The organism is Pedobacter sp. 22226, assembly GCF_052045455.1.
Lineage (GTDB): Bacteria > Bacteroidota > Bacteroidia > Sphingobacteriales > Sphingobacteriaceae > Pedobacter > Pedobacter jeongneungensis.
In genome coordinates, this window is sequence record NZ_JBQEPB010000003.1 from 203,206 (window position 1) to 228,467 (window position 25,262).

Annotated in this window: 22 protein-coding genes; 5 read left to right on the forward strand and 17 right to left on the reverse strand. The window is 39.9% G+C overall.

What is annotated here, in order from left to right; genetic code table 11:
* Nucleotides 1-85: 85 nt before the first annotated feature.
* From ACTJKC_RS07785 to miaB, 8 genes are all read right to left on the reverse strand, one after another.
* Nucleotides 86-1,096, reverse strand: a complete 1,011-nt coding sequence (locus ACTJKC_RS07785) for an inorganic phosphate transporter (protein WP_113951764.1) — start codon at nucleotides 1,094-1,096, stop codon at nucleotides 86-88.
* A 12-nt stretch (nucleotides 1,097-1,108) separates the two neighbouring features.
* The gene (locus ACTJKC_RS07790; protein WP_025141776.1) at nucleotides 1,109-1,750 is read right to left on the reverse strand and encodes a DUF47 domain-containing protein; all 642 of its coding nucleotides are present in this window, start codon (nucleotides 1,748-1,750) and stop codon (nucleotides 1,109-1,111) included.
* Between the two features lie 358 nt (nucleotides 1,751-2,108).
* Nucleotides 2,109-3,134, reverse strand: coding sequence for a sensor histidine kinase (locus tag ACTJKC_RS07795; RefSeq protein ID WP_344853313.1), 1,026 nt, complete (start codon nucleotides 3,132-3,134; stop codon nucleotides 2,109-2,111).
* A gap of 152 nt (nucleotides 3,135-3,286) precedes the next feature.
* Nucleotides 3,287-3,652 (reverse strand): preprotein translocase subunit SecG, encoded by a 366-nt coding sequence (gene secG / locus ACTJKC_RS07800; protein WP_344853314.1) that lies wholly within the window; start codon nucleotides 3,650-3,652, stop codon nucleotides 3,287-3,289.
* Nucleotides 3,653-3,668: 16 nt separating this feature from the next.
* Entirely contained in the window at nucleotides 3,669-4,763 is a 1,095-nt protein-coding gene (locus ACTJKC_RS07805; RefSeq protein WP_440790957.1) for a hypothetical protein, read from the reverse strand.
* A 74-nt stretch (nucleotides 4,764-4,837) separates the two neighbouring features.
* Nucleotides 4,838-5,353 (reverse strand): LptE family protein, encoded by a 516-nt coding sequence (locus ACTJKC_RS07810; RefSeq protein ID WP_440790958.1) that lies wholly within the window; start codon nucleotides 5,351-5,353, stop codon nucleotides 4,838-4,840.
* A gap of 69 nt (nucleotides 5,354-5,422) precedes the next feature.
* Complete coding sequence (locus tag ACTJKC_RS07815) at nucleotides 5,423-6,673, reverse strand: sigma 54-interacting transcriptional regulator (RefSeq protein ID WP_344853317.1); 1,251 nt, start codon at nucleotides 6,671-6,673, stop codon at nucleotides 5,423-5,425.
* A gap of 104 nt (nucleotides 6,674-6,777) precedes the next feature.
* Nucleotides 6,778-8,193, reverse strand: coding sequence for a tRNA (N6-isopentenyl adenosine(37)-C2)-methylthiotransferase MiaB (gene miaB / locus ACTJKC_RS07820; RefSeq protein ID WP_440790959.1), 1,416 nt, complete (start codon nucleotides 8,191-8,193; stop codon nucleotides 6,778-6,780).
* Nucleotides 8,194-9,050: 857 nt separating this feature from the next.
* On the opposite strand from miaB, the gene ACTJKC_RS07825 reads away from it, so the two are divergent.
* Together ACTJKC_RS07825 and ACTJKC_RS07830 are read left to right on the forward strand one after the other, a co-directional pair.
* Nucleotides 9,051-10,838, forward strand: coding sequence for a hypothetical protein (locus ACTJKC_RS07825; protein WP_440790960.1), 1,788 nt, complete (start codon nucleotides 9,051-9,053; stop codon nucleotides 10,836-10,838).
* Nucleotides 10,839-10,903: 65 nt separating this feature from the next.
* Nucleotides 10,904-12,718: a hypothetical protein gene (locus ACTJKC_RS07830; RefSeq protein WP_440790961.1), complete on the forward strand. Its 1,815-nt coding sequence runs from the start codon at nucleotides 10,904-10,906 to the stop codon at nucleotides 12,716-12,718.
* Nucleotides 12,719-12,762: 44 nt separating this feature from the next.
* Here ACTJKC_RS07830 and ACTJKC_RS07835 read toward each other — a convergent pair whose 3' ends face one another.
* The 8 genes from ACTJKC_RS07835 to gltX form a co-directional block, all read right to left on the reverse strand.
* Nucleotides 12,763-13,128 carry a response regulator gene (locus ACTJKC_RS07835; protein WP_187592436.1) on the reverse strand — a complete coding sequence of 122 codons (366 nt, stop codon included), beginning with the start codon at nucleotides 13,126-13,128 and terminating at the stop codon, nucleotides 12,763-12,765.
* Nucleotides 13,129-13,147: 19 nt separating this feature from the next.
* Complete coding sequence (locus ACTJKC_RS07840) at nucleotides 13,148-13,732, reverse strand: chemotaxis protein CheB (RefSeq protein WP_344853321.1); 585 nt, start codon at nucleotides 13,730-13,732, stop codon at nucleotides 13,148-13,150.
* A complete protein-coding gene (locus ACTJKC_RS07845) occupies nucleotides 13,717-14,535 on the reverse strand; it encodes a CheR family methyltransferase (RefSeq protein ID WP_344853322.1) in 819 nt (272 codons plus the stop codon). Before ACTJKC_RS07845 ends, ACTJKC_RS07840 begins: the two co-directional genes overlap by 16 nt.
* 3 nt (nucleotides 14,536-14,538) lie before the next feature.
* Nucleotides 14,539-14,910, reverse strand: coding sequence for a response regulator (locus ACTJKC_RS07850; protein ID WP_344853323.1), 372 nt, complete (start codon nucleotides 14,908-14,910; stop codon nucleotides 14,539-14,541).
* Between the two features lie 18 nt (nucleotides 14,911-14,928).
* Nucleotides 14,929-18,522, reverse strand: a complete 3,594-nt coding sequence (locus ACTJKC_RS07855; RefSeq protein ID WP_344853324.1) for a response regulator — start codon at nucleotides 18,520-18,522, stop codon at nucleotides 14,929-14,931.
* An 18-nt stretch (nucleotides 18,523-18,540) separates the two neighbouring features.
* Nucleotides 18,541-19,674 carry a sensor histidine kinase gene (locus ACTJKC_RS07860; RefSeq protein ID WP_344853325.1) on the reverse strand — a complete coding sequence of 378 codons (1,134 nt, stop codon included), beginning with the start codon at nucleotides 19,672-19,674 and terminating at the stop codon, nucleotides 18,541-18,543.
* A gap of 105 nt (nucleotides 19,675-19,779) precedes the next feature.
* Complete coding sequence (ypfJ, locus tag ACTJKC_RS07865; RefSeq protein WP_440790962.1) at nucleotides 19,780-20,622, reverse strand: KPN_02809 family neutral zinc metallopeptidase; 843 nt, start codon at nucleotides 20,620-20,622, stop codon at nucleotides 19,780-19,782.
* Between the two features lie 268 nt (nucleotides 20,623-20,890).
* Nucleotides 20,891-22,399: a glutamate--tRNA ligase gene (gene gltX / locus ACTJKC_RS07870; RefSeq protein ID WP_440790963.1), complete on the reverse strand. Its 1,509-nt coding sequence runs from the start codon at nucleotides 22,397-22,399 to the stop codon at nucleotides 20,891-20,893.
* Nucleotides 22,400-22,625: 226 nt separating this feature from the next.
* Here gltX and ACTJKC_RS07875 point away from each other — a divergent pair, with 226 nt between their 5' ends.
* Genes ACTJKC_RS07875 through ACTJKC_RS07885 form a run of 3 tightly spaced genes read left to right on the forward strand, consistent with a single transcriptional unit; the run spans nucleotide 22,626 to nucleotide 24,736 of the window.
* Nucleotides 22,626-23,834 (forward strand): sensor histidine kinase, encoded by a 1,209-nt coding sequence (locus ACTJKC_RS07875; RefSeq protein WP_025141756.1) that lies wholly within the window; start codon nucleotides 22,626-22,628, stop codon nucleotides 23,832-23,834.
* Nucleotides 23,815-24,324 carry a DinB family protein gene (locus ACTJKC_RS07880; protein WP_440790964.1) on the forward strand — a complete coding sequence of 170 codons (510 nt, stop codon included), beginning with the start codon at nucleotides 23,815-23,817 and terminating at the stop codon, nucleotides 24,322-24,324. Before ACTJKC_RS07875 ends, ACTJKC_RS07880 begins: the two co-directional genes overlap by 20 nt.
* Nucleotides 24,314-24,736 (forward strand): hotdog fold thioesterase, encoded by a 423-nt coding sequence (locus ACTJKC_RS07885; RefSeq protein ID WP_440790965.1) that lies wholly within the window; start codon nucleotides 24,314-24,316, stop codon nucleotides 24,734-24,736. The genes ACTJKC_RS07880 and ACTJKC_RS07885 overlap by 11 nt, the downstream gene beginning before the upstream one ends.
* A gap of 67 nt (nucleotides 24,737-24,803) precedes the next feature.
* Here the strand turns inward: ACTJKC_RS07885 and ACTJKC_RS07890 are convergent, their stop codons facing one another.
* A complete protein-coding gene (locus tag ACTJKC_RS07890; RefSeq protein ID WP_344853331.1) occupies nucleotides 24,804-25,169 on the reverse strand; it encodes a DUF6249 domain-containing protein in 366 nt (121 codons plus the stop codon).
* Nucleotides 25,170-25,262: the final 93 nt, after the last annotated feature.

Below are 25,262 nucleotides of genomic sequence, written 5' to 3' on the forward strand. Positions count from 1 at the left end.
CTATCAGCCTTTCCGGTAAAAACGCCAAACAAAAAAGACCAAAGCTAATGCCTTGGTCTTTTGAGTATATAAAAGGATTTTGTTTTTACTTTAAATAATAGATTATAGCGTAAATAATCGCGGCAAGCGTAGCCGAAACAGGAATGGTTAAAATCCATGCCCAGATTAAGTTGATGGTTACGCCCCAACGTACTGCCGAAACACTTTTTACCACACCTACCCCTACAATTGAACCTGTAATGGTGTGCGTAGTAGAAACCGGAATACCGAAATGCTCGGTAATACCCAATGTAATGGCACCGGCACCTTCAGCAGCAACACCTTCTAAGGCAGTTACCTTTGTTATTTTAGATCCCATGGTTTTAACAATCTTCCAGCCACCGCTCATGGTTCCCAGTGAGATTGCTGAATAACAGCAAATTGGCACCCATGCAGGCATCGATTCGAAGTTAGGGATAACTTTAGCTGCAATTAAAGCCGTGGCGATAATACCCATTACTTTTTGTGCATCGTTACCACCATGAAAGAAACTCAATGCAGCAGAAGATATTAATTGAAGGCGTTTAAACCATTTCTCTGCTGTAGCAGGTTTGGCATGGCGGCAAATGTTTATAATAATTAATGTTAAAACAACTGAAATTACCATACCGATGATTGGAGCGAGTACGATAAAAGATACGATTTTAACAACATAACCCATTTCTACCGCAGCAAGAGGACTAGCACCGATTAACAAGGCGTGCGTCATACCTGCACCGGCAAAACCACCAATTAATGTGTGTGATGAACTGGAAGGGATACCATACCACCAGGTTAAAAGATTCCAGATGATTGCGGCAATTAAACCTGCCAGAATAACCTCAAGGGTAATATAATTTTCGATTACAGTTTTAGCAACCGTGTTGGCTACTTTGTGATCGGTAAAATAAAAGTAAGCAGCAAAGTTGAATAATGCAGCCCACAAAACCGCCTGAAAAGGCGTAAGAACTTTTGTAGAAACAACTGTTGCAATCGAGTTAGCGGCATCGTGAAAGCCGTTAATGTAATCGAAAGCAATAGCCAGAATTACAACAACAACCAATAAGGTAGTTACCATGTTTGTTTTTTATTAAGCGTTTTTAACCAAGATAGTTTCAAGCACATTCGCCACATCCTCACATTTATCTGTCGCTTTTTCTATCGTTTGTAAAACCTCTTTTTGTTTAATTAATTCAATCGCATTGGTTTCGTATTCAAACAAACGGGCAACCGCTAAGGTGAATACGTAATCTGCCTGGTTTTCGCCACTGTTAATGCGGATACAGGCATCAGCAATTACACGGATATTTTTGAAACTGCGTAATTCTTTAATGGCTTTATCAATATCTGTACACATTTCTACCAACAGCTCAGCGATTTTAACAATCGGCTCATTAATGGTATTCATATTGTACATTTGCATGCGGTTTGCCGTTCCGTAAATATAATCGGCAACATCATCAACAGCAGTAGCCAGTTGGTGAATATCCTCTCTATCAAATGGAGTAATAAAGTTCCTGCTCAGCTCCAGAAAGATAGAATGGGTAATATCATCACCAACGTGTTCTAAGCGTTCAATTTCTTTAAAAATTGTTTTTCTGCTTTCAGCATCACCTGTGCTAACCATTTCTAAAAGGGTTTCAGCAATTTTTAATGCATTGCTACCAGCTTGTTCGAAAAGTGGGTGAAACTTTCTGTCCTGAGGCGTAAAGAACTTAAAAATATTGTTCATGTTAATTTTTAATATGGTACAAAGCTACAAGCCCAATGTTAAGTTAATGTTAATTCATTAATTATATTAACAAATTATTACCTGTTTTCGTCACATTTTATTGCTTTCAACTTTCTTTTAGGTATTTGATAATGAAATGGATAAAGGCTTAGGAAAATAATAACGCTGGTTTTGGAAACGCTTAAAGAGAATATAACAACGCTTGAAGTGGTTTGTGGGAGCACGAACCATGGCTTTTAAATATTAGCCACGGATGCACGGATTTCACCTGTGTGCATCCTTTTTAGCTGTGGTTAATTTATTTATATCACGGCGCGTTTGAAGACCTTCTCTGTTTCTTCGGTGGTAGAAAAGCCTGTTATCCTCCCTTTTGGAGTGTAAATGCGAAGGTAGTACCGATCCCTGGTGTACTTCTAACCGAAATAGTTTGCTGATGAGCTTCTAAAATGTGTTTCACAATCGCCAGGCCTAAACCTGTACCGCCAACTTCTCTTGCCCTATGGGTATCGATGCGGTAAAAACGCTCAAATAAGCGCAACAGGTGTTTTTCTTCAATTCCGATACCATTATCAGTAACTTCGATCAATACCTGGTCGTGGAGTTCGAAAATTTTGATGGCTGTTTCGCCCCCATCAATACCATATTTAATGCTGTTTACAATCAGGTTGATCAGTACCTGCCTTACCTTTTCCCTATCGGCCGAAACAGGCGTAATTGCCGTGTACTTATCTTTAAAAAAAAGTTTAATGTGTTTCGCCTGTGCCCGGTCTTCGAGGTTTTCCATTACCTCTTTAGCTAACTGCACAAAATCGAATTTTTGGTAATTAATGGGCGATTCGCCGGTTTCGAGCTTAGAGATCACATCCAGATCGTTGATCAGGTAACTTAAACGCTCCACATTGTTTTCGGCTTTTTTTAAAAACAGAACGGCCTGATCAGGATCATCTACTAAACAATCCTGCAGGGTTTCGATATAGCCCTGTATGGCAAAAAGCGGGGTCTTAAATTCGTGTGATACATTGGAAAGAAATTCCCTTCTAAACTGTTCCTGTTTTTTTAACAGATCTATCTCCTTTTTCTTTGCTCCGGCCCATTCTTTCACTTCATTTTCCACATCATTAATCGGATCGGAACTTACATATTCGCCAAGCGCATCCTTTAAATCCTTACCGAGTTTAAGGTTATGGATCAGCTTATAAATCAGTTTGATTTTGGTATAAATATATTTCTCGAGCAGGTAATAAAAAACGAGAAAACTGCATAGAAAAGATACTCCAAAAGAAATGGCCAGGTAATACCAGCTATGCTGAAAATAAAAATTAACCATCCCGATGGATAAGCCAACGGCAAGAGCAGTAAATAAAACCAACACACTTAATTTCATGCTGCAATTTAAAGTTTTTGTGTTAAATGTGTGTTAACAGATCTTATGGATTCGTGATAAGCCCTGATGATTAATCCAACAGAAATCACCACACCATAAACAAAAAAAGCTTTCCTTTTTGAGGAAAGCTTTTAAAATAAGTTAATTACAAATTATTTCTTTGTCGAATCGCTTTGAGCCGGAGCAGGGGCTGGTGCCGGTTTAGTGTTGTTTAAACTTCCGCCAATTGGAGATGGTGATGGCGTTTTATCTAAACGTTCCTGAATGGCTGAGTTTCCAACTGCTGCAGAACCACCACTTGTTTTGGCAATTGTAGTAACAGCAAGGGTTAACACCACAATTGCAGTTAATAATACCCACGATCCTTTTTCCAAAACATCTCCGGTACGTTGTACACCAAACATGTTACTGGTGCCACCGCCTGTAGCTAAACCTCCACCTTTAGGATTTTGTATTAAAACAAATAAGCCTAAGGCTACACACGCAATAATTAATAAAATGATTAAAAAGGTTACCATGGTAATATTATATTTTTTAAAATTTCTTTTCTATAGATTGGATAAGGTCGGCAAAGTAACGGCTTTTTTCCGGATATTTCAAACTTAATTTTTTATAAGTATCTATGGCTTTGTGATAAAGCATCTGCTCGATATAAATTTTGGCTAAAGTCTCCGAAACGAGGTCGTAATTATCTTCTGCGCTCTTCTTGGCCTTATTCTCAGTATCAATCTGCTCAGGCTTTGGCGGCTTAATGGTTGGGTCTTCTTTTAAGAAACGCTCAATAATTTCTGCACCTTTAGTATCTTTAACTTCGGCAGCAGGATATTCGGCCAAATGATCTGCCACCTCGAAAGGGGTCTGGATATGGAAAATGTGCTCCACATACTGCTGCTGAAACTCAGCCCGCTCCTGCTGTCGATTGTTTTGTGGCTGTGGTTTTACTGAACCTTGTTTAGTTGGCGCATAAGGCTGAAAAATCTGCTCGTGCTCTTTGCGGGTTTTGGCCAGCCACCATAAAAAGGTATAAGGAAGTTTATCGTCGTTATATTGCGAAACAAAACTGTGTTCCGGATCATCGGGTACTACGGTTTCTATTTTGGGCACTTCAGTTACTACATCAGTGCTCAGTTTTTGCTCAAATGCAAAAAAGTCAATCGAAGCTGCGCTTTCTATAAATGAATCGTCTACCGCAGGTAAATCTGTTAATTTATCGGTGCCCGGAAGGTTATCCGGCGTTTCTACCGAAGGAGCATCTTTACTTTTTATTTCATCAACCTCTTCAACAACCACCTGCTCATCATTATTATCTTCGGCAACAATCTCATTTACCTCCGCTTCAGGCAATTCTTCAGTTAAGAGGGGCTGGTTTTCAATTTCTGGTTCATTTGCTTCTTCTAAAACTTCCTTTTCATCCTGAACCGGAACCATATTTAATACATGGAACAAAATATGACCCTGGCCATATAAAGCTGCCTTTGGCACAAATGATGCGTTGGCCTTGGCCAAAAGTAAATGGATGGGCTGTGAATAAGGAAATTGCTGAACCATCTCCTGCAACATGGACGCATGCTCTGGCCTAACCTTTCCAGGTTGCGCAAGTAAATCTGCCAGTAGCTTTTTGTTATCCATTATCGGGGTTTGCCGCTAAGTTAAAAAAATGTAAGCGGGTTTTTAAAATTTTGTCTTTTACAATCCTGCTTTATTTACCATTGCGCAAAGGCACGGTTAAAAATATCCTCTGATAACTGCTTGTTAATGTTCTCGATAGCACCTGGCAACAGGGTTTGGATTGGCGCACCATTGATTGGGAAATCGAAAAATTTGGTAAAGCTTTCTTCAAAACTTTCTTTTTCGTGTTCTTTCAGGTTGTTTTTATACTTTACCGAAACGGTAATGGTTAACCTGTTTGCGCCCGAAGTTGGCGTAGCACTGTTTTGAAGGGCAACAGGTTTAATGTCGTAACCGGTTATTTTGCCTTCAAATGAGGCATCACCTTCGCCGGTTGGCGAAATAATCAGTTTGGTTTGATTCCGGATCCTGGTTTTTAGCGATTCGGTAATCTGGTTGCTCAATGTAGGTACCACAAGCGGCGCATTATTTTCGAATACACGCACCACCACTGTTTTTAAACCTGTGGTAGAGGCTCCGCTGAATTTATAAGAGCAGGCACTTAAAACCGAAGTAACAAGGATTAAGGCTAATATTTTAATTTTCATCATTATCGATAATAGTATCTAAAATTATAGGGAACGTAATTTGGTCAGGATCAATATACCGTTTTGGATAAATTACAGATTTAATTCCTTAATCTTCCTGTACAATGTACGTTCTGATATGCCCAGTTCCTGCGCGGCAAATTTGCGCTTGCCCTTATGCTTTTTCAGTGCTTTTTTAATCAGATCAGATTCTTTATCAACCAGCGACAGCGATTCTTCAATTTCCTCTGCTTCGTGTGCAAAATAATCGTTATTGTTATTACTATTGTTTACGTTGTTATTTGCAGGCGTTGGGTGCTGGATGGTAAAAGCATGCTCCTGCCCAACAGGCAATTCAACATCACGATACAATTGATTGATATACTGAGGATTATCTGCTAAAACAGTAGCCGTATTTCCCCCGTGCTGAATAATTTCGGCAACAAGTTTTTTAAGCTCAACCATATCCTTTTTCATATCAAAAAGCACTTTATATAAAATATCACGCTCTGTAAAGTCTTCTTTCGATTGCGAATTAATCGTCATCGGCAAATTACTGCCTGCCTCATTAGGGATATAGTTTAAAATCGCCTGACCGGTAACATTACGGTCTTTTTCCAGCACACAGATTTGCTCGGCAATATTTTTTAACTGACGTACGTTTCCCGGCCAGCTGTAATTGGTTAAAATCTGGATGGCATCAGGCTCCAGGTGTAAAGCCGGACTGCGGTATTTATCGCTAAAATCGGCAGCAAATTTTCTAAATAATAAGTAAATATCTTCTTTACGCTCTTGTAAAGGAGGAATCCGCAATGGAACGGTATTTAACCTGTAATATAAATCCTCACGGAATTTTCCGTTTTTAACACGGTTGTACACATCAACATTTGTTGCAGCAATAATGCGGACATCAGTTTTTTGTACTTTAGATGAACCTACACGCAAATATTCGCCGCTTTCTAAAATACGCAATAAACGGGCTTGTGTACCTAAAGGCAGCTCGGCTACCTCATCTAAAAAGATGGTACCGCCATTTGCCACCTCAAAATATCCTTTACGGGCTTCGTGTGCACCGGTAAATGATCCTTTTTCGTGACCAAAAAGTTCTGAATCTATCGTTCCTTCGGGAATAGCGCCGCAGTTTACCGCGATAAAAGCACCGTGTTTACGGGCGCTCATTTGGTGGATAATCTGCGAGAAAACCTCTTTACCACTACCACTTTCGCCTGTAATTAGCACCGACATATCAGTTGGCGCTACCTGGCTTGCAATATCTATGGCACGGTTAAGTAAAGGCGAATTGCCAATTATCCCGAACCGCTGTTTAATATTTTGTGTATCCATTCTTTAGTATCAAGTTCCTATCTTTAGTATCAAGTACCTAGTATTAAGACGGGATTATTTCAGATTAAGTTCGCTTTCTGCTTTGGTCTTTTAGCTTTAGGCTGCTAAACTATTCTTCCGATCAGCGTAGCTGAAGTACATTTTTCGATAAACACATCAGCATATTCACCAGGTTTAACACCTTCTATGGCAGGGAAAATTGCCATTGCGCCGCTATCGCCCCTTCCGCAATAATCAAGATCTGATTTTTTAGAAGTCCCTTCAATCAACACACGAACGGTTTTTCCTACCCACTCTTGCAAACGCATTAATGAATGTGCCTGTTGTTTGGCCAAAATCTCGGCTAAACGGCGTTTTTTCACTTCTTCCGGAATATCATCTTCCAGTTTACGGGCCGCTAAAGTTCCCGGTCTTTCCGAATAGGTGAAATTATAGGCAAAATCATATTGCACATAATCCATCATGCTCAGGGTTTCCTGGTGCTCTTCTTCGGTTTCGGTACAGAAACCTGCGATGATATCGGTAGAAATTGCACAACCCGGTATAATGTTACGGATGGCATCAATACGGTTAATGTACCACTCGCGGGTATAAGTCCTGTTCATTAACTCCAGTACACGGGTATTTCCGGATTGAACCGGCAGGTGAATGTAGTTACAGATGTTATCGTATTTGGCGATGGTATATAAAACCTCGTCGGTAATATCTTTTGGATGTGAAGTAGAGAAACGTACCCTTAAATCAGGGCTCACCAAAGCAGTTTGTGCTAAAAGTTGGGCAAAATTTACGGTTTCAGTACCATCTTCTGATGTCCAGGTGTAAGAATCTACATTCTGACCTAAAAGGGTAACCTCACGGTAGCCAGCTTCGAACAGTCCTTTTGCTTCTTCTACAATCGAATGGGCATCGCGGCTACGTTCGCGGCCACGGGTAAAAGGCACCACGCAGAAAGAACACATATTATTACAGCCGCGTGTGATGGAAATAAATGCGGTAATGCCATTGCTGTTTAAACGCACCGGACTGATATCAGCATAAGTTTCTTCACGCGATAACAGCACATTAACGGCTTTATGTCCGCTTTCTACCTGCTCAATTAAATTAGGGAGATCGCGGTAAGCATCAGGCCCAACCACTACATCAACCAAACGCTCTTCTTCTAAAAATTTAGATTTTAAGCGTTCGGCCATACAGCCTAAAACCCCAACAATTAATTTAGGGTTACGGCGTTTTTCTACCCCAAACTGCGATAAACGGTTACGTACCCTGGTTTCAGCATTTTCGCGGATAGAGCAGGTATTAATAAAGATTACATCTGCCTGATGGTAATCGCCGGTGGTTTCAAATCCTGTTTCCGAAAGAATAGAAGCAACAATCTCGCTATCAGCAAAATTCATGGCGCAACCATAACTTTCGATGTATAATTTACGGGCATCGGCTTTTACTGGTGTATCTAAAATTAAAGCTTCACCTTGTCTGGCCTCATCGTGCGTCTTATCTGGAACTTGTAAATCAATCATTATTTAAAAACATTTTGGGGATTGCAAAAATACATAAATTTAATTAAAAGTGACAATTTGACATATTTTGTTTAAATGTTTACAGTGGGATTATGATCTGCGGTTAGCGTGGTTATAGTTTTTCAATCATAAAGCTGCTATATTGTTTTTTTGGAAATGTAGGGTTTCATTCCAATGGCGGGCAACAGCCCCGCCCCCGCTTCTGCCCCAATTGAAAAAATTGTGGCATCCCGCTACGGTCGGGTTTACGTTACAGCTGTTCGTGTAGCTATGAGGGGTATCCATGCCACAAGCCTAACCAATTTAGCCCTTGGCGAAGCGGTACCCTGCAGGCAGGAGGAACGACGGCCAAAGCGTACAAGCGAAGCAAAGGAACGAACGCTGTTACCTATACTGCCACTGCGCTCCAAAAAAACAGCTCTTTTTTTGAAATGAAAGGTTCCATGCCAATGGTGGCTGCAGCCCCGCCCCCGCTTCTGCCCCAGTTGAAAAAATTGTGGCATCCTGCTACGGTCGGGTTTACGTTACAGCTGTTCGTGCAGCTATGAGGGGTATTCCTGCCACAGGCCTAACCAAATTAGCCCTTGGCGAAGCGGTACCCTGCAGGCAGGAGGAACGACGGCCGAAGCGTACAAGCGAAGCAAAGGAACAAACGTTATTACTTACACTGCCCCTGCGCTACAAAACCTTTCAATTTAACAACCCTAAAAGGCAACAACCAACCTACAACGAGAAGTGAACTTTCGTTATTCATAATTCTGTGCATTAAGATTGCTTCGTCGTTCCTCCTTGCAATGACGATGAACGGAAAAAACCTTTCTCCCTCCCATCTGTTACCTATCGATAAGCCACTAATAATGACAGCTCAACGAAAACACAAAATCTGGACCTGGATAGGAAGTATATTCGGCATACTGGTATTAATTGTAGCATTTGGTGCCATGTTTTTGAGCGCCAGGTGGAAACCCATCCTGACCGATAAAATTAAAGATGGTGTTTATAACGGTTCCCATCATTTGTACCGGATCGATTTTAAAAGCATTAACCTGAATGTAATTACAGGTAGTTTGGCCTTACGCGATGTTACGTTAACACCCGACACTTCGGTTTTCGACAGCCTGAAGAAATTAAAGCTCGCACCCGCCCACACTTTTGAACTTAAATTAAAAAAACTGCAGATTACCAGGGTTGGAATACTAACAGCTTACTTTAAAAAACGCATTGATGTAAAGGAAATCCTTTTGCAGCAACCCTCTATCAACATGATTTTTAATAAGGTTGCTAAGAAACCTGATACCATAAAAGACGAAAAATCGCTTTACGAGCAGATTTCGAAAAGCTTTAAATCGGTACACGTTAAAAGCATTAAAATTGTGGATGCAGATTTCGACTACATCAATAAAACTGCGGCTAAAAAAACCAAAAATTCCATCAAACACCTTGACATTACGGTGAACGACTTTTTACTGGATTCACTTTCGGGTAATGATACCAGCCGGTTTTATTACACTAAAGATGTATCTTTTCAGCTGGCCGGCTATAAATCGGTTACCAAAGATAAAATGTACTCGATGAAGGTTGACACGATTAAAGGCTCCACTTCATCAAAAAAAATAACGATTAAGGGTTTTAAACTTACCCCGCTATATGATGAACTGACTTTTGCCCGTAAATATAAGGTACAGAAAGACCGTTACAATTTGGGTTTTGAAAAGATAGAATTTAACGGAGTAGATTTTTTGGGCTTGAATACCGATCAGCAGTTGCATGCGAAATCTTTAAGGATTGGTCCTGCAAATGTTGAAGTATTTATGAGCCGTGAATCGCCACCGCCGCCGGGTTTTGATAAAGGCCAGAACTATCCGCACCTGGCGCTGAAAAGGTTAAACATTCCAACCTTAATTGATACGGTAAAACTGAGGAATGTAAACGTAAAATATTCGGAATTTAACCCGGCGAGCAAAAAAACCGGCTCTGTAAATTTTAAGGCCCTTACCGGAAACATCTTAAATGTAACCAATGACAGCCTGCAGCTTACCAAAAAGAACCATGCTGTGGCTGATTTGAATACGCTTTTAATGGGTACGGGTAAACTGAACGTAAAACTCGATTTTAACCTTACAGATAACAATGGTGCTTTCAGTTACAGCGGAAACCTGGGTAAATTTGACCTTAAAAACCTGAATCCGCTCTCAAAAGCGCTTGGATTGGTCGAAATAGAAAGCGGCAATATACAGCACATTGATTTTAAGGCAAATGGAAATTTAAGATCGGCAGCAGGATCGATGAACATGTTGTACACCGATTTAAAAGTTAAATTGCTGTCGGATAATATTGATGGCCAGGGCACCAAGGAAAAAGGATTTTTATCTTTTCTGGCGAATGCGATTCTGGTTAAAAATGAAAACCCGCAAAAGGGTGAAGCACCAAGAACAGCAACGATGACCAATAACAGAATTAATTCGGCATCGTTTTTTAACCTGATGTGGAAGACCGTTTTTATAGGCATAAAAGATATTGTTGGCGTGGGCATAGTTCCCGAAAAAAATCCGGTAAAACAGCAAAAAGTAATTGCAAAAAAAATAAGGGAACAAAAACGTGCCGATAGGAAAGCAGCAAGAAAAGCGCGGAAAGAAAAAAACTAACGCACATTTCTGAAATTTACGTTATAACTGTATATTGCTGATGAAACTACAGCTCCTCTTTGTTAATGCCTGATACCAAAAAACAACGTTATAAAGCTTTTAAATGGATTGCGGGTACCTTAACCGGTATTTTTATCGTACTTGCCGCTTTAGCCTGGTTTTTGAATGTAAAATCGCGGCCAATATTAACAGACCGGATTAAGACGCTGCTTTATAAATCGACCGATAGTTTATATACCATTAGCTTTACAAAAGTATCAACCAATGTGGTTACTGGTAATGCCACTTTACAAAATGTAAAAATAACCCCTGACACCAACCGTTTTAAACAGCTTATTTCTTTAAAAAGGGCACCAAACAATCTTTACACGGTTTCTTTAAAAAAACTGGTGGTAAAACATTTCCATCCTTTAACCCTTTACCGCGAAAAAAAGCTGCAGCTGGAAGAGATTATTTTTGATAAACCGGAGGTAACGATGGTTAACCGGCAGTTCGCATTTAACGAGGGGCGTGCGCCAAGGCCGATTAAATCGCCTTATGATATCATTTCCAAAAACCTGAAAGAGTTTAGCATTAAAACCATCCGTTTTAAAGATGTAAGCTTTAAATATGTGAATAAAAATGTGCCCAATTCTGTACCATTCGATATAGATGACCTTAACATTACCTTAACCGATTTACTGGTAGATTCTACCTCTGCCGATGATCCCAGCCGTTTTTACCTGCTTAAGGATATTGTAATTAACCTGAATAACTATGTGTACCATACACCAGATAAAATGTACGATATTAAGCTGGATCAGCTTGATTTTAGGGCCACCACAGGTAAACTGAGGATTAATAGTTTTGCGCTGGTTCCGCTTTATGATGAAATGAAATTTGGTAAAGTAGCCGGTTATGCCAGGGAACGTTTCGATATAGGCATGCGCGATATTATGCTCAACGGCATAGATTTACCGCTTTACATCAGCAAACAGGAGCTTTGGGCAAAAGAAATGGCCATTTCTAACGGTTTTATATCTGTTTTTAACCAAAACGGACTCCCGAACAAACCCCAGGAAAATAAGATAGGCAAATTTCCTCATCAGCTTTTACAGCTACTTAAAGCACCAATACTGGTACAGAAAATCCAGCTGAAAGATGTAAATGTAAATTATTCGGTTTTTAACAGCGAGAGCAACCAGAGGGGACGCATCAGTTTTGAAAATACATCAGGAATTATAAAAAACGCCACCAATCTTGATAATATTAAAGCCATAAACCCAATTATGGAGGTTAACCTGAATACTTATTTATTTGGCCAGGGAAAACTTGATGTAAATTTTAAATTTAACCTTACCGCTAAAGATGGTGCGTTTTCTTATAACGGGGTTTTACATAATTTTAACGCAAGGGTTTTAAACCAGATTACCAAACCACTTGGCCTGGTGCGCATTAACCGAGGAAACGTTGATCAATTGAAATTCGATTTTAAAGCAAATGATTTGGGCGCAAAAGGCAAGGTAGCTTTTTCTTATTACGACCTTTCTGTTGCGCTAATGAAGAACGACCCTGAAAAAGACCACCTGGTTACACGTGGTTTTCTTTCATTTCTGGCCAACGCGCTCATTATTAAATCAGAAAACCCCGGTGCCGATGGAAAATTAGTTGCAGTAAATGTCAATTATAGCAGGCCATCAAATACCTCATTCTTTAATTTGATCTGGAGGAGCCTTTTTACAGGCATAAAATACAGCATTGGCATTACTGAAGAAAAACAGAAGGAAGTACAGCAACACATTGCCCGTTTCAGGGCCATGCGGGCCAGCCATAATTTACGGGTGCAAAAAAGATTAGAACGCCGTTTGAAAAAAGAACGCGAAGAAAATGAAAAGCGATAATTTAATAACGATCTTTCGCTACCACCTACTTAGCAAACCACAGGCTAGCTTAAATGTTTTTTCACAATTTCTTCAAGCGCAGCAATATCAAAAGGTTTAGATAAATAACTATCTGCACCAGCCTCGTCTGCCAGTGAAGAAATATCATTATTTGCTGAAAAATAAATTACGGGGATATGTTTTAAATCAGGATGGCTTTTTAATGCCCTGGTAGCTTGTATTCCACCTAAATCAGGCAGCCAGTTATCCATAAAAATCAGGTCGGGCATATACTCCGCTACCTGTTTTTCTATATTATTGGCATTTTCAGATGTTTTTATTTCGTACCCGGCATCTTCCAAAATAAATGTACATAGATCAAGGATATCCCTGTTATCATCAAAAACAAATACTTTTTTTGCAACTGTCATATTAACCTCCGAAAGCAAATTAATTGTTTAAATTATTTATAAAATCAGCCATATCATAACTGTCCAATACTACATGCGGTTTTACATTAAGTACCGCCTGCTGGGGCATATACGGCATGATGGCAGTATTTGGATTTTGTATAACCACTTTACCCCCATAATTGTTTACACTTTTTAATCCTTCTACTCCATCGGCATTTGAACCCGAGAGCAAAATACATACAACTTTCTCTCTAAAAACCTCAGCAGCTGATTGAAAGGTAACATCGATAGAGGGCCGCGAGTAATTTACTTTTTCCGAATAATCTAAAGAAATGCTATGGTCATCTTCTATTAACATGTGATAATCTGCAGGGGCAATAAAAACTTTTCCGGCGGTTAAAAGCTCTTTTTCTTCGGCCTCACCAACTTTTAATGTAGTACGGCTTTGCAGCAAATCGGTTAGTAACGATTCGTTGCTGGCCTTGCGGTGCACAATCAGTACAATCGGGAAACTGATGTTGCTCTGTAGCGCAGGAAAAATTTCGAGCAGTACATCTAAACTGCCCGCAGAACCACCGATAACCAAGGCTTCGCATGGAATAGAACTTACAGTTTCCGCCATATCTTCTCCATTTTTACGCGTTTATACTCTTTGGCTTTTGGCCAAAACTCCAGACTTTCTTTACTCCCCAGGGCAAGGTAACCTAATTTTTCGATGCTTCCGTCAAACAGGTTAAATACTTTATGCTGCAGTTCTTTATCGAAATAGATTAATACATTTCTACACAAAATAAGCTGAAATTCGTTAAACGAATGATCAGAAACCAGATTATGCGTAGAAAAGATCATTTTACTGTTTAAAGTTTCGTCAAATTTGGCCAGCGAATAGTTTGCAGTGTAATAGCTGGAAAACTCTTTTAAACCGCCTGATTGCAGGTAATTTTCAGAATACTGTTTCAAATAATTTAGCGGAAACATGCCTTTTTTTGCCTTATCCAGCACAGATGGATTAATATCTGTGGCATAAATCAGCGATTTATTAAGCAGATTGAGTTCTTTTAATACAATGGCGAGCGAATAAGCTTCTTCACCTGTAGAGCAACCTGCCACCCAGATTCTGATAAACGGATAAGTACCCAAAACCGGGAGTACATCGTTCCGCAAAGCCCTGTAAAAAGAAGGATCGCGGAACATTTCGGTTACATTAACCGTAATTTCTTCTAAAAAACGTTTAAAATACTGTTTATCTGACTTAATAGTGTAGCGGAACTCGGCAAAGCTTACAAAATTATCGAGCGCGTAAAGACGGCTAATCCTCCTTTTTATTGATGCATGCGAATATTCAAGAAAATCATAACCGTGAGTTTCCAGCACATCATTTAACAGGATTTCAACCTGGTCGTTATCTATCGCATCACCTATCACCTGTTATTTTGTAAAATTTTCTATCTGTAATAATAATTCATCAACATTTATCGGTTTTGAAACGTAGCCTGAAGCGCCGGCAGATAAGCAACGTTCTTTATCGCCAACCATGGCCTGTGCAGTTACGGCCAGTACCGGTATATTCTGCATTCTGGCAGATTTTTTCATAACCGAAATGGCCTGGTAACCATCCATATCGGGCATCATCATATCCATTAACACAATGGCAACGTTATCGTGCTTTTCCATAATAGAAAAACCTTCCTGTGCACTTATAGCAGATAAACAATCAAAACCTTTGGCCTTTAGAACAGCTTTTAAGGCAAAAATGTTTCGGTTATCATCATCAATTATGAGAATTAATTTTTGAGGCATAGTTTAATAAAAATGGGGTTATGATTTATGATGATTTTCGTAAAGCCAAACACGTAAAAGCGAAATCAGCTGATCCATATCTACCGGTTTGCTGATATAATCTGAAGCACCTGCGGCAATACACTTTTCCCTGTCGCCCATCATGGCTTTGGCCGTTACCGCTAAGATAGGCAGGTTACGGTATTTAATATCCTGTCTGATGGCTGTGGTGGTTTCGTAACCATCTAATTCAGGCATCATCATATCCATTAAAACCACATCAACTTCAGGGTTTTCGTTTAACAATTTCAGTGCTTCTTTACCATCAGTTGCAGCAATAACCTTCATCTGGTGCTGCTCAAGCATTTTGGTCAGCGAGAAAATATTACGCACATCATCATCAGCCACCAGAACTGTTTTGCCTACCAGTACATCCTGCAGTTCTGAGAATTTTTTAGGTGCTTTGGTTTTTTCCCTGCTCTTTTCTTCTACCAGGTGAAGGAACAGTCCGGCCTCATCCAAAATACGCTGGTAAGAATGTGCTGTTTTTACCACAATCGAATCTGCATATTGTTTAATGCGGTTTTCTTCCCCTTTTGAAAGATTTTTACCTGTAAAAATAATAATCGGAAGGTTTTCCAGTCCGGGGGTTTTCTTTACTACTTCGAGGGTTTCGTAAGCATGTTTATCCGGGATACCCATATCCAGAATGACGCAGTTAACCTCAGGCTTATGTAATGCCGAAACACCTTCCTGCACCTGGTTTACAATTTCGGTCTGAATATTGAAATTACTTAAAAAGTAGCTTAATGCTTTGGCATGTTGTTCGTTTTCTTCAACAATAAGCACTTTTTTAGGGTGACGGCTTAAAGCGTGCTCCAGTTTCGAAAATATCTCCTGCATGTGCTCAAAAGCAAATGGTTTGTTGATAAAATCTACCGCTCCTTTTAATAAACTTTCCTTTTTAACCTGTAACGACGACATAATGTGCACCGGAATAGGGCGGGTTGAAGGATCAGATTTCAGCTCTTCCATTACCTGCCAGCCATCTTTAACCGGCAGCTGGATATCGAGCAAAATGGCAAGGGGTTTAAACGCTTTCGCCATTTCTATCCCCATATCGCCACGTACGGCCACCAGGCCTTTGTAATTCCGTTTGCGGGTAAAATCTAAAAGCGTTTTAGCAAAAGGGGTATCATCTTCCACAATAAGGATCACTTTATCATCCGGCTGGATGTTATCGCGGTCATCTTCTATTTCCTGCGGAATATTATCTACCGTTAGGTGGCTTACTTTTTTCACTGCAGGTTCTGTTGGGGCAACCGTTATCACAGGTTTTTCCAAATCAGCAACTACCCCATCAAAACCTTTATTTTTATCGATAGGTAAGGTTAAAGTAAAAATACTTCCTTCGCCTTCTGTACTTTTTAAATCGATATAGCCACCCAATAATTTGGCCAGCTCTCTACTGATTGATAAGCCCAAACCTGTACCTCCAAATTTACGGCGGGTAGAGCCATCAGCCTGTTGGAAAGCTTCGAACACCATACCCTGTTTTTCTGGCGCAATACCCACACCGGTATCGGTAACTTTGAATACTAAGGCACCTAGCTTATCGTTTTTGCTGATGTTTAAGGTTACGGAGCCAACAGTTGTAAATTTAATGGCATTTGATAACAGGTTTTTGATAATCTGCTCTAAACGCATTTTATCGGTATGGAAAAACTCCGGAACATCTTCGGTTTTATCGATTACAAAATTGAGGTTCCGCTCTTTGGCCAGTGGATTAAATAACGAACGCATATTGAAGATGATATCATCAACCTTAATATTCATCCTGTCTAATTCCATTTTACCGGCTTCAATTTTAGAAAGATCCAGAATCTCGTCGATTAAGCTCAATAAGCCTTGTCCTGAGCTCTGGATTACCTCGGCATATTCCTGATGCTCGCGGTCCATGGCTTCATTTTCGGCCATTAAACGCGATAACAATAAAATGGAATTAAGTGGCGTTCTCAGCTCGTGCGACATGTTGGCCAAAAACTCTGATTTATACCTGGTACTCAGCTCTAAAGCCTCTGCTTTCTGCTGAATTTCGATATTCCGTTCTTCGATCAGCTCATTTTTCTCTTCCAGCAAGCTACTTCTCTCTTCCAGTTCCTGGTTGCTTTGCAATAATTCTTCCTGCTGTACACGAAGTTCTTCTTCACTGGCCTGAAGTTTCTGCGCCTGTGCCTCGAGTTCTGCATTTAATCCCTCAAGCTCGTTATGCTGTACCTGTAACTCTTCTGATTGTGCCTGGGTTTCTTCTAACAATTGCTGTAATTTCTGGCGGTTTTGTGCCCCTAATAAAGCGGTACCCACATCAGATAACACCAGGTTTAAAAAGTGAAGCTGTAAATCGGTGTATTTATTAATAGAGCCCAGTTCTAAACCACCGATAGAAATTTCGTTTCTAACAATTGGTAATACAATTAACTGAGCAGGTTTAATGTTGCCAGTTGCATGCGTAATGGATAATTCGTTCTGTGGAACATCATCCAGCAAAATTGATTTACCTGTTTTAACCACCTGACCAATTAAACCCTGACCGATTTCTATGGTTTCGGTTAAATTCTGACCTTTTAAAGCATACTGCCCTTTTAAATGCAGGTAACCATCATCTTTAAATAAATATAAGGCCCCAATCTGGCTTTTGGTATAATTGGCTAAAAATTCGATAATATCTTCTGCTAAATGGAAAACATCTTTTTCGCCGACCATTTTCACATTCAGGTTGGCCACGCCGGTTTGTATCCATTCGTTTTCTTCTAACGTATCGAAAGATTTTTTTAATGACAACGACATGGTATTCAACGATTCGGACAGTTCGCCAATGTCATCCTGGCTTTGGCTATCGAGTTTTACACCGTAGTTTCCATTAGAAATCTGATAGGCAATTTCTTTAATGGCCACAATACGTTTTTCCATCTCATATTTTTTATCTTCAATTTCTTTTTGAAGCTTCACGCGTTCATCAAAATCGACAGATACTTTTCTATAGAAAAACAGCGTAATGAGGATCGCCAGAACAGCTGCAATTAAAATCAGGATCGGCGTATAAGCGGTAAGTTTATTAAGTTCTACCGTGCGGCTTTCGAGTAACCGGCGTTCTTCTTTAACCATTCGGTTAACTACATTACGGGCCTGATCCATATAGGTTTTACCCTCCAACAATACGGTTGGATCTATTTGCCCGCCCAATGATTTGATTTCGATTGTAGAGGTGATAATATTTAACCTGCGGGCCATGATATTTTTCAATTCAGCAACATTTTTTTGCTGAACCAGGTTATCTTTCGTTTGTTTCTCTATACGGCTTAATGTTGCCATTGCCGTATCAGTTGCCCCATAATACGGTTGCAAAAAGATTTTATTCCCCGTTAAAAGGTAGCCTCTTTGTCCGGTTTCGGCATCTTTCAGGGTAGAAATTACACCTTCTGAACTTAAAATAACTTCATCGCTGTGTTTAACCAGTTCGGTACTTTTAATGAGGTTGCTGATGCTCACATAAGACGCTAATGAACTGATAAACAGAATAATAAGCGACAAGCCAAGGCCTAAACGCAAATTATTTTTAAGAGTTGTTTTCATTATATGGATTAAGGATAATTAGATCTGATTTTTAAGGATTTCTTCTTCGGTGATGGGAACGATAAAGTAAAACTCCGATCCTTCATCAGGAACGCTGTTTACACCGATGGTGCCGCCATGGCGGTTTATGATTTCGGAACAGATATATAAACCGATGCCCAGGCCATTAAAACGGTTGCTGTTTTCTTCTACCCGATAAAATTTATCAAATATTTTATGCTGCTGCTCTTTAGAAATGCCTATACCAAAATCTTTTACGGCCAGGTAAAGTTTTTCATCTTTAATATTGATGGTTACATTAACCTGGTTGGTGCCAGGGGCATATTTAATGGCATTGGTTATAAAATTGATTACCACCTGCTCGAGGCGCATTTCATCGCCGAAAATCATCTCGTCTGTTTTGCCTAGTTTGGTGATCTTGAAATCGGGGTTGGATTGCTGTAACATTTCGATGGCATTGTTTACCATGTTATCGGCACAAAAGCTCTTCATGTTAAACTTCATCTTACCACTTTCTATTTTAGAAATATCAAGCAGATCAACAATCAGTTCGTTCAGTTTTTCGAGCTGGATGCTGGCTTTTTCGAGGTGGTTCTGCGCCATGGTTTTATCATCTCTGTTTAAGCTTCGCTGCAACAATTGGATATAACCTTTTACACTGGTTAAAGGGGTTTTTAACTCGTGACTGGCAATTGAAATAAATTCGTCTTTTTTATGTTCGGCCTGCTTTCGGAATTCGATTTCTTCCAGCAGTTTTTCCTGTACTTCGTTCAGTTTTCGGTTCTGCTCGTAAATGCGGTAAAATGTTTTTATTTTAAGTAGCAGAACATTAATATCAACAGGTTTGGTGATATAATCCAGACCACCACTAAGATAGCCTTTGGTAATAAATTTTAACTCGGTATTTACTGCCGACAGAAATATGATTGCGGTATCTTTTGCTTTACTAAAGCCAGAAATGGCCTCTGCCACCTCGAAACCGTCCATATCTGGCATCTGTACATCGAGAATAATCAGGACATAATTGTTTTTTAGCACTTTTTTCAGCGCTTCTTCGCCAGATGATGCGGTATCAACCTCAAAATTGTGTGCTTGGAGTACTTTCTGTAACGAGATCAGGTTTTCGGGCCTGTCATCAACTATAAGGATCATCTTTATTAAAACAAATAAGAAGCCGGGATAATTATGTTTGGTTTTGAGACAAAAATCTCATTAACTGTAAACAAACAACAGTGTTTTAAAAAAGTTTTAAATTTTTTATAAATTATTTGAATTAAAGGTATCGCCTTGTTTAATATCGCCCGTTTCGAAACCTTTTTTAAACCAATACATGCGTTGTGCCGATGTACCATGGGTAAAAGAATCAGGCTGAACATCGCCAGTGGCCTGTTTTTGAAGTTTATCATCGCCAATGGCATTGGCCGCGGTAAGTGCTTCTTCTATATCACCTTCGTCTAATTTAAAATCTTTAAGGTTTTGTGCGTTGTGTGCCCAAAGGCCGGCAAAAAAATCTGCCTGTAGTTCTAATTTAACCGACAGCCGGTTATATTCTTTTTCGCTTACCTGCCCACGGGCCTGATCAAGTTTTTCTGATATTCCCAATAAATTTTGTACATGATGACCAACCTCGTGTGCAATTACATAAGCCTGCGCAAAATCGCCGGCAGCGCCAAAACGGTTTTTCAATTCGTCGTAAAAAGAAAGATCGATATATACTTTACGGTCGCCGGGGCAATAAAACGGTCCAACATTAGCGCTGGCATTGCCACATGCTGTTTGAACCGCGTTGCGGAACAATCTTAACTTAGGGTATTCATATTGTTTGCCCATGGCCTGGAATTCTTTATCCCATACTTGTTCGGTAGATTCTAAAACACCTGATACAAACCGGGCCTGCGGATCGTTTGCCGGTACGCCCTGTTTTACTTCTTCGGTACCTGTTGTCGCCGGAATCTGGCTTACTACACCGGTTAAATCCTTTCCGAAAATTAATCCGAGTACAACAATGATAATACCGATACCACCACCTAAAACGGTTTTGCCACCGCCCCCACTTCTGCCATCTTCTACATTATTGCTGCCTTTACCAAACCACTGCATAGTTTATTTAATTTAATTGTATAACCTTTAATTTGGGACAATTGTTGCACTAAAGTATAAATTATTTTGGTTGATTTATTCTTTTGGGTTGTGGTAAAAAAAATGGCTTTGGTGTTTACCAGGTAAAAAGGAAAGGCATTGTGACAAATTAATGTTCACAATCTTAACTGAACTTATATGCCTTATATAGTAAAACGCATCTTTACCATATAAAGCATATAAGGGCATATTCGCTCAAAGCGAATATGCCAGGGCCCTAAAAAGTATATTAACTATTAAAAATAGTTATTACTTTTTCGATTCGTGCTTTAGTTTCTGCCACACCCAATAATACGGCAATATCAAAAACACCCGGGCCAAATTTGCCACCCACCAGCATAATGCGGAAAGGCAACATCAATTCACCAGGTTTAAAACCTTTTTCTTCAGCCAATGCTTTAAAAGCTACTTCTGCAGTAACAGCATCAGTTAAAGTTAAATTTTCGGCAAACGCATTAAAAAATGCTGCCTTTTCAGGTGTCCATTTTGGTTTTACGGAGTTTACATCATATTCTGCCGGCGAAGCGAAAAAGTAACTGCTTTGTGCTACAAAATCGGGCAATAATGTGCAGCGGTCTTTAATTAAATCGATAACAGTATTTAAAAAAACTTCATCTTTAACTTCAATTCCGGCTTTTTCGAGTTCAGATTTAACGCCTGGCGCCAGGTGCTCAGCACGCTGCGACTTAATCCACTCGTGGTTGTACCATTTAGCTTTTTCGAAATCGAATTTAGCACCAGCTTTACTGATCCTTTCTATAGAGAATTTCTCTTCCAGTTCGTTTAGTGAGAATAATTCCTGGTCGGTACCATCGTTCCAGCCTAAAAGTGCCAGCATGTTAATAAAAGCCTCGGGCATAAAACCCATTTCTTTAAAGCCTTTAGTAATATCACCGGTTTTAGGATCAGTCCAGTTCATGGCATAAACCGGAAAACCCAAGCGGTCGCCATCGCGTTTGCTTAACTTTCCGTGTCCATCAGGTTTTAAAATCAATGGTAAATGTGCCCATGCAGGCATATCTGCTTCCCAGCCTAAATATTTCCATAATAAAATATGAACCGGTGCTGATGGCAACCACTCCTCGCCCCTAAAAGCATGACTGATTTCCATTGCTTTATCATCAACCACAACGGCTAAATGATAGGTTGGCATTCCGTCGGCTTTTAACAACACTTTATCATCAACCAGAGAGGTTTCGAAACTTACATCTCCGCGGATTAAATCGCTAAAATGTACAATTTCATCTGCAGGCACTTTAATGCGGACCACATGCGGGGTTTTAACTGCCAACAAATCTTCTACCTCACTTACCGTAAGGGTTAAAGAGTTCCGCATCTGCATGCGCGTAGCCTGCCCGTACTGGAAATTCGGGATTTCTTTCCGTTTGGCATCCAACTCTTCAGGGGTATCGAAAGCGTAATAAGCATAACCATCGCTAATTAACTGCTCGGCAAATTTACCATAGCTAGGTTTACGTTCACTCTGGCGGTAAGGGCCATAAGCACCCGGATTATTGGGGCTTTCATCAGGCGTAATGCCGCACCAATTTAAACAATTTACAATATATTCTTCAGCACCTTCTACAAAGCGGTTCTGATCGGTATCTTCTACGCGAAGTACAAAAGTTCCGTTATTTTTTTTGGCAAACAAATAATTAAACAAAGCAGTGCGTACACCACCTAAATGCAAACCTCCGGTTGGGCTTGGGGCAAATCTTACTCTAACTTTTTTATCCATGATTAAGCAAAGAGCAGGGAGTTAAGGGCTTGGAGTTATGGTGCAATCCATGCTCAAAGCGCAACACACTATGCTCGGTACAAAGATATGTTTTTCATCCATTTTATACAGTTTTCATCTGCGATGAAGCTATTATGCTTTCGAAATGATTGTTTCAAGGTTTCTGAAAAAGCATAATGGTTTTACGTTTTTTTCGTTTTGTTATTGTAATTTGGCTAACTAAAGCATGAATCCTTATCAAAAGAAACGCCGCTGGAAGTTTTTCCTCCTCATTTTTGCTATCTTAATTGGCATAGCATCAGTATTTTACACCGATTCTTTTGTAAAAAAAATGGAACGTGAAGAGTCTGACCAATTTCACCTCTGGGTTAAAATTCAGGAACGGGCCATGTTTCTTTATGATAATGATGATTATCGTACAGTGGTTGAAACAGTGCGAAAAAACACCAAAACACCGGTAATTATGACTGATTCGGCGGGAATTATTACTTCTTTTAACGGGCTGGACAGCACCAAAACCAATTACCCCATTTCGGATGCCAAGCTTACCTATGATAGCTTATATTTTGTACGTCAGCTGAGGCAGATGAAAGCACAGCATCCGCCTGATGAAATGAATATTTTCGGACGAAAATTTAAGGCTTATTACCGCGATTCTTTCATTTTAACACAGCTAAGGTATTTCCCCTACATCCAAATGGGTGTAATATTTCTTTTCCTTTTAACGGCTTATGCCGCATTTAGTTCGGCACGGCGAGATGAACAGGACCATGTTTGGGTAGGTTTGGCTAAAGAAACGGCGCATCAGCTGGGCACGCCAATATCATCGCTCATGGCCTGGACGGAACTCATGAAATCGAAATTTGATGCGGAAGATGACCCTTTGATTGCCGAAATGGAAAACGACATTAAACGTTTAGAGATCATTACCGACCGTTTTTCGAAAATCGGTTCTAAACCCATACTCGAAGACCATACGGTTTACATCGTTATCAGCGATTTTATCCGGTATTTTAAAGTCCGCACCTCTGATAAGGTTAAATTTAGCATTACCGGCGATGAACAGGTAAGGGCTTTGTTAAATGTGCCCCTATTTGATTGGGTAATTGAAAATCTTTTAAAAAATGCGGCCAATGCCATCGAAAATGAAGGATCGATCTCCGTTAATATTATAGAAAATCTGGCCAAAGAGCAGGTATTTATTGATGTAAGCGATACCGGAAAGGGAATTCCAAGATCGAAGTTTGACGCGGTTTTTCAACCGGGGTACACCACACGCAAACGCGGCTGGGGCTTGGGATTATCACTAACTAAACGTATTGTAGAAAATTACCATAGCGGCGAAATTTTTGTAAAAGAATCGGAACTGGGCAAAGGCACCACTTTTAGAATTATATTAAAAAGCAGTTTAAGATATGAACCGACCACAGCCTAACGAATATCCGATTTGGGGCGAAACCTATATCAGTAAAGTTGACCGGGAAATTTTTGAGGTTTTAAACGATCAGGTGCAAAGTCTTCCGGATTTATTCAGGAGAAATGCTGATAAAGCAGATTATGCTTATGCCGACGGTAAATGGACTTTAAAGGAAATGCTGGGGCATATTATAGATACCGAACGTGTGTTTGCCTATCGCATTACTTGTTTCGCCAGAAATGAACAGCAACATTTACCTGGCTTTGAAGAAGATGATTATGTAAAAAACGCCCGCTTTGCCGAACGCGATCTGGAAGATTTGATTGAAGAATTTATCGCACTGCGTAAAGCGAATTTATTCCTTTTTAAATCGTTAAACGAAGAAGAACTGGAAAGAAAAGGAATTGCCTCGGGCAGGGAAATTAATGTAAAATCTATCTTGTTTATTGCTGGCGGGCACATTATCCACCATGTTTATATTTTAAAAGAACGTTATCATGTGGTTTAAAGATTTTACTGTTGAGGACTTAAATAACCGTCCTAAAAACCATTTGGGGGCTTTGCTTGATATCCGTTTTACCGAAATCGGCGAAGATTTTATTACGGGTACCATGCCGGTTGATGAACGTACGCACCAGCCAGCGGGCATTTTGCATGGCGGTGCTTCGGTAGTTTTGGCCGAAACCCTGGGCAGTATTGCATCTTATATGTGCATCGACCCTGAAAAATATGTTGCCGTAGGTTTAGAGGTAAATGCCAACCATTTACGCCCCGTAAAAAGAGGCCTGGTTAAAGGGATTTGCAAACCTTTACATGTTGGCGCTAAAACACAGGTTTGGGAAATTAAGATTTACGATGAACGCGGAAAAATGAACTGCATTAGCCGCTTAACGGTAGCGATTATTAATAAGCCGCAGTAAATTCAACGGTGAAGTCAGATGTTGCCATCCGACTTTTCACAAAATAAAAGCTTGACTTCACCGTCGATTAAAGCAATTTGTTATTATCCAGCCATTTCTTTTCTACCAGATAAGAAACAATCAGGCCCAAACCGCCAAAGATGCCGATACAGCCAAAATAAATGGCTACCGATTGTCCTTCTTCGGCATTGGTCATATTGCTGCCAAATACGCCTCTAACCGTAAACAGCGCCACCAGCAAACCAATTCCTAAACCAACCAGTAACAAACCGAACTTTAAACTTAAAAAAGGTTTTGGCGTTGCCTTGTGTATGCCCGGATCGATTCCCCGTTCGATCATTGCCATTTTTTCTTTGTTAGACAGATAGCGGATTCCAAATACCATTGCGAATGCGCCTAAAAAAAGTGAGATTGGGACTAATATACCATCCATGATTATAATTTTTTAATGTGTTATTATTATTTTATTGTCTGTTGAACAGTGTTCTGTGTATTATGACTACATGCTTTTTAATCAGGTTACACC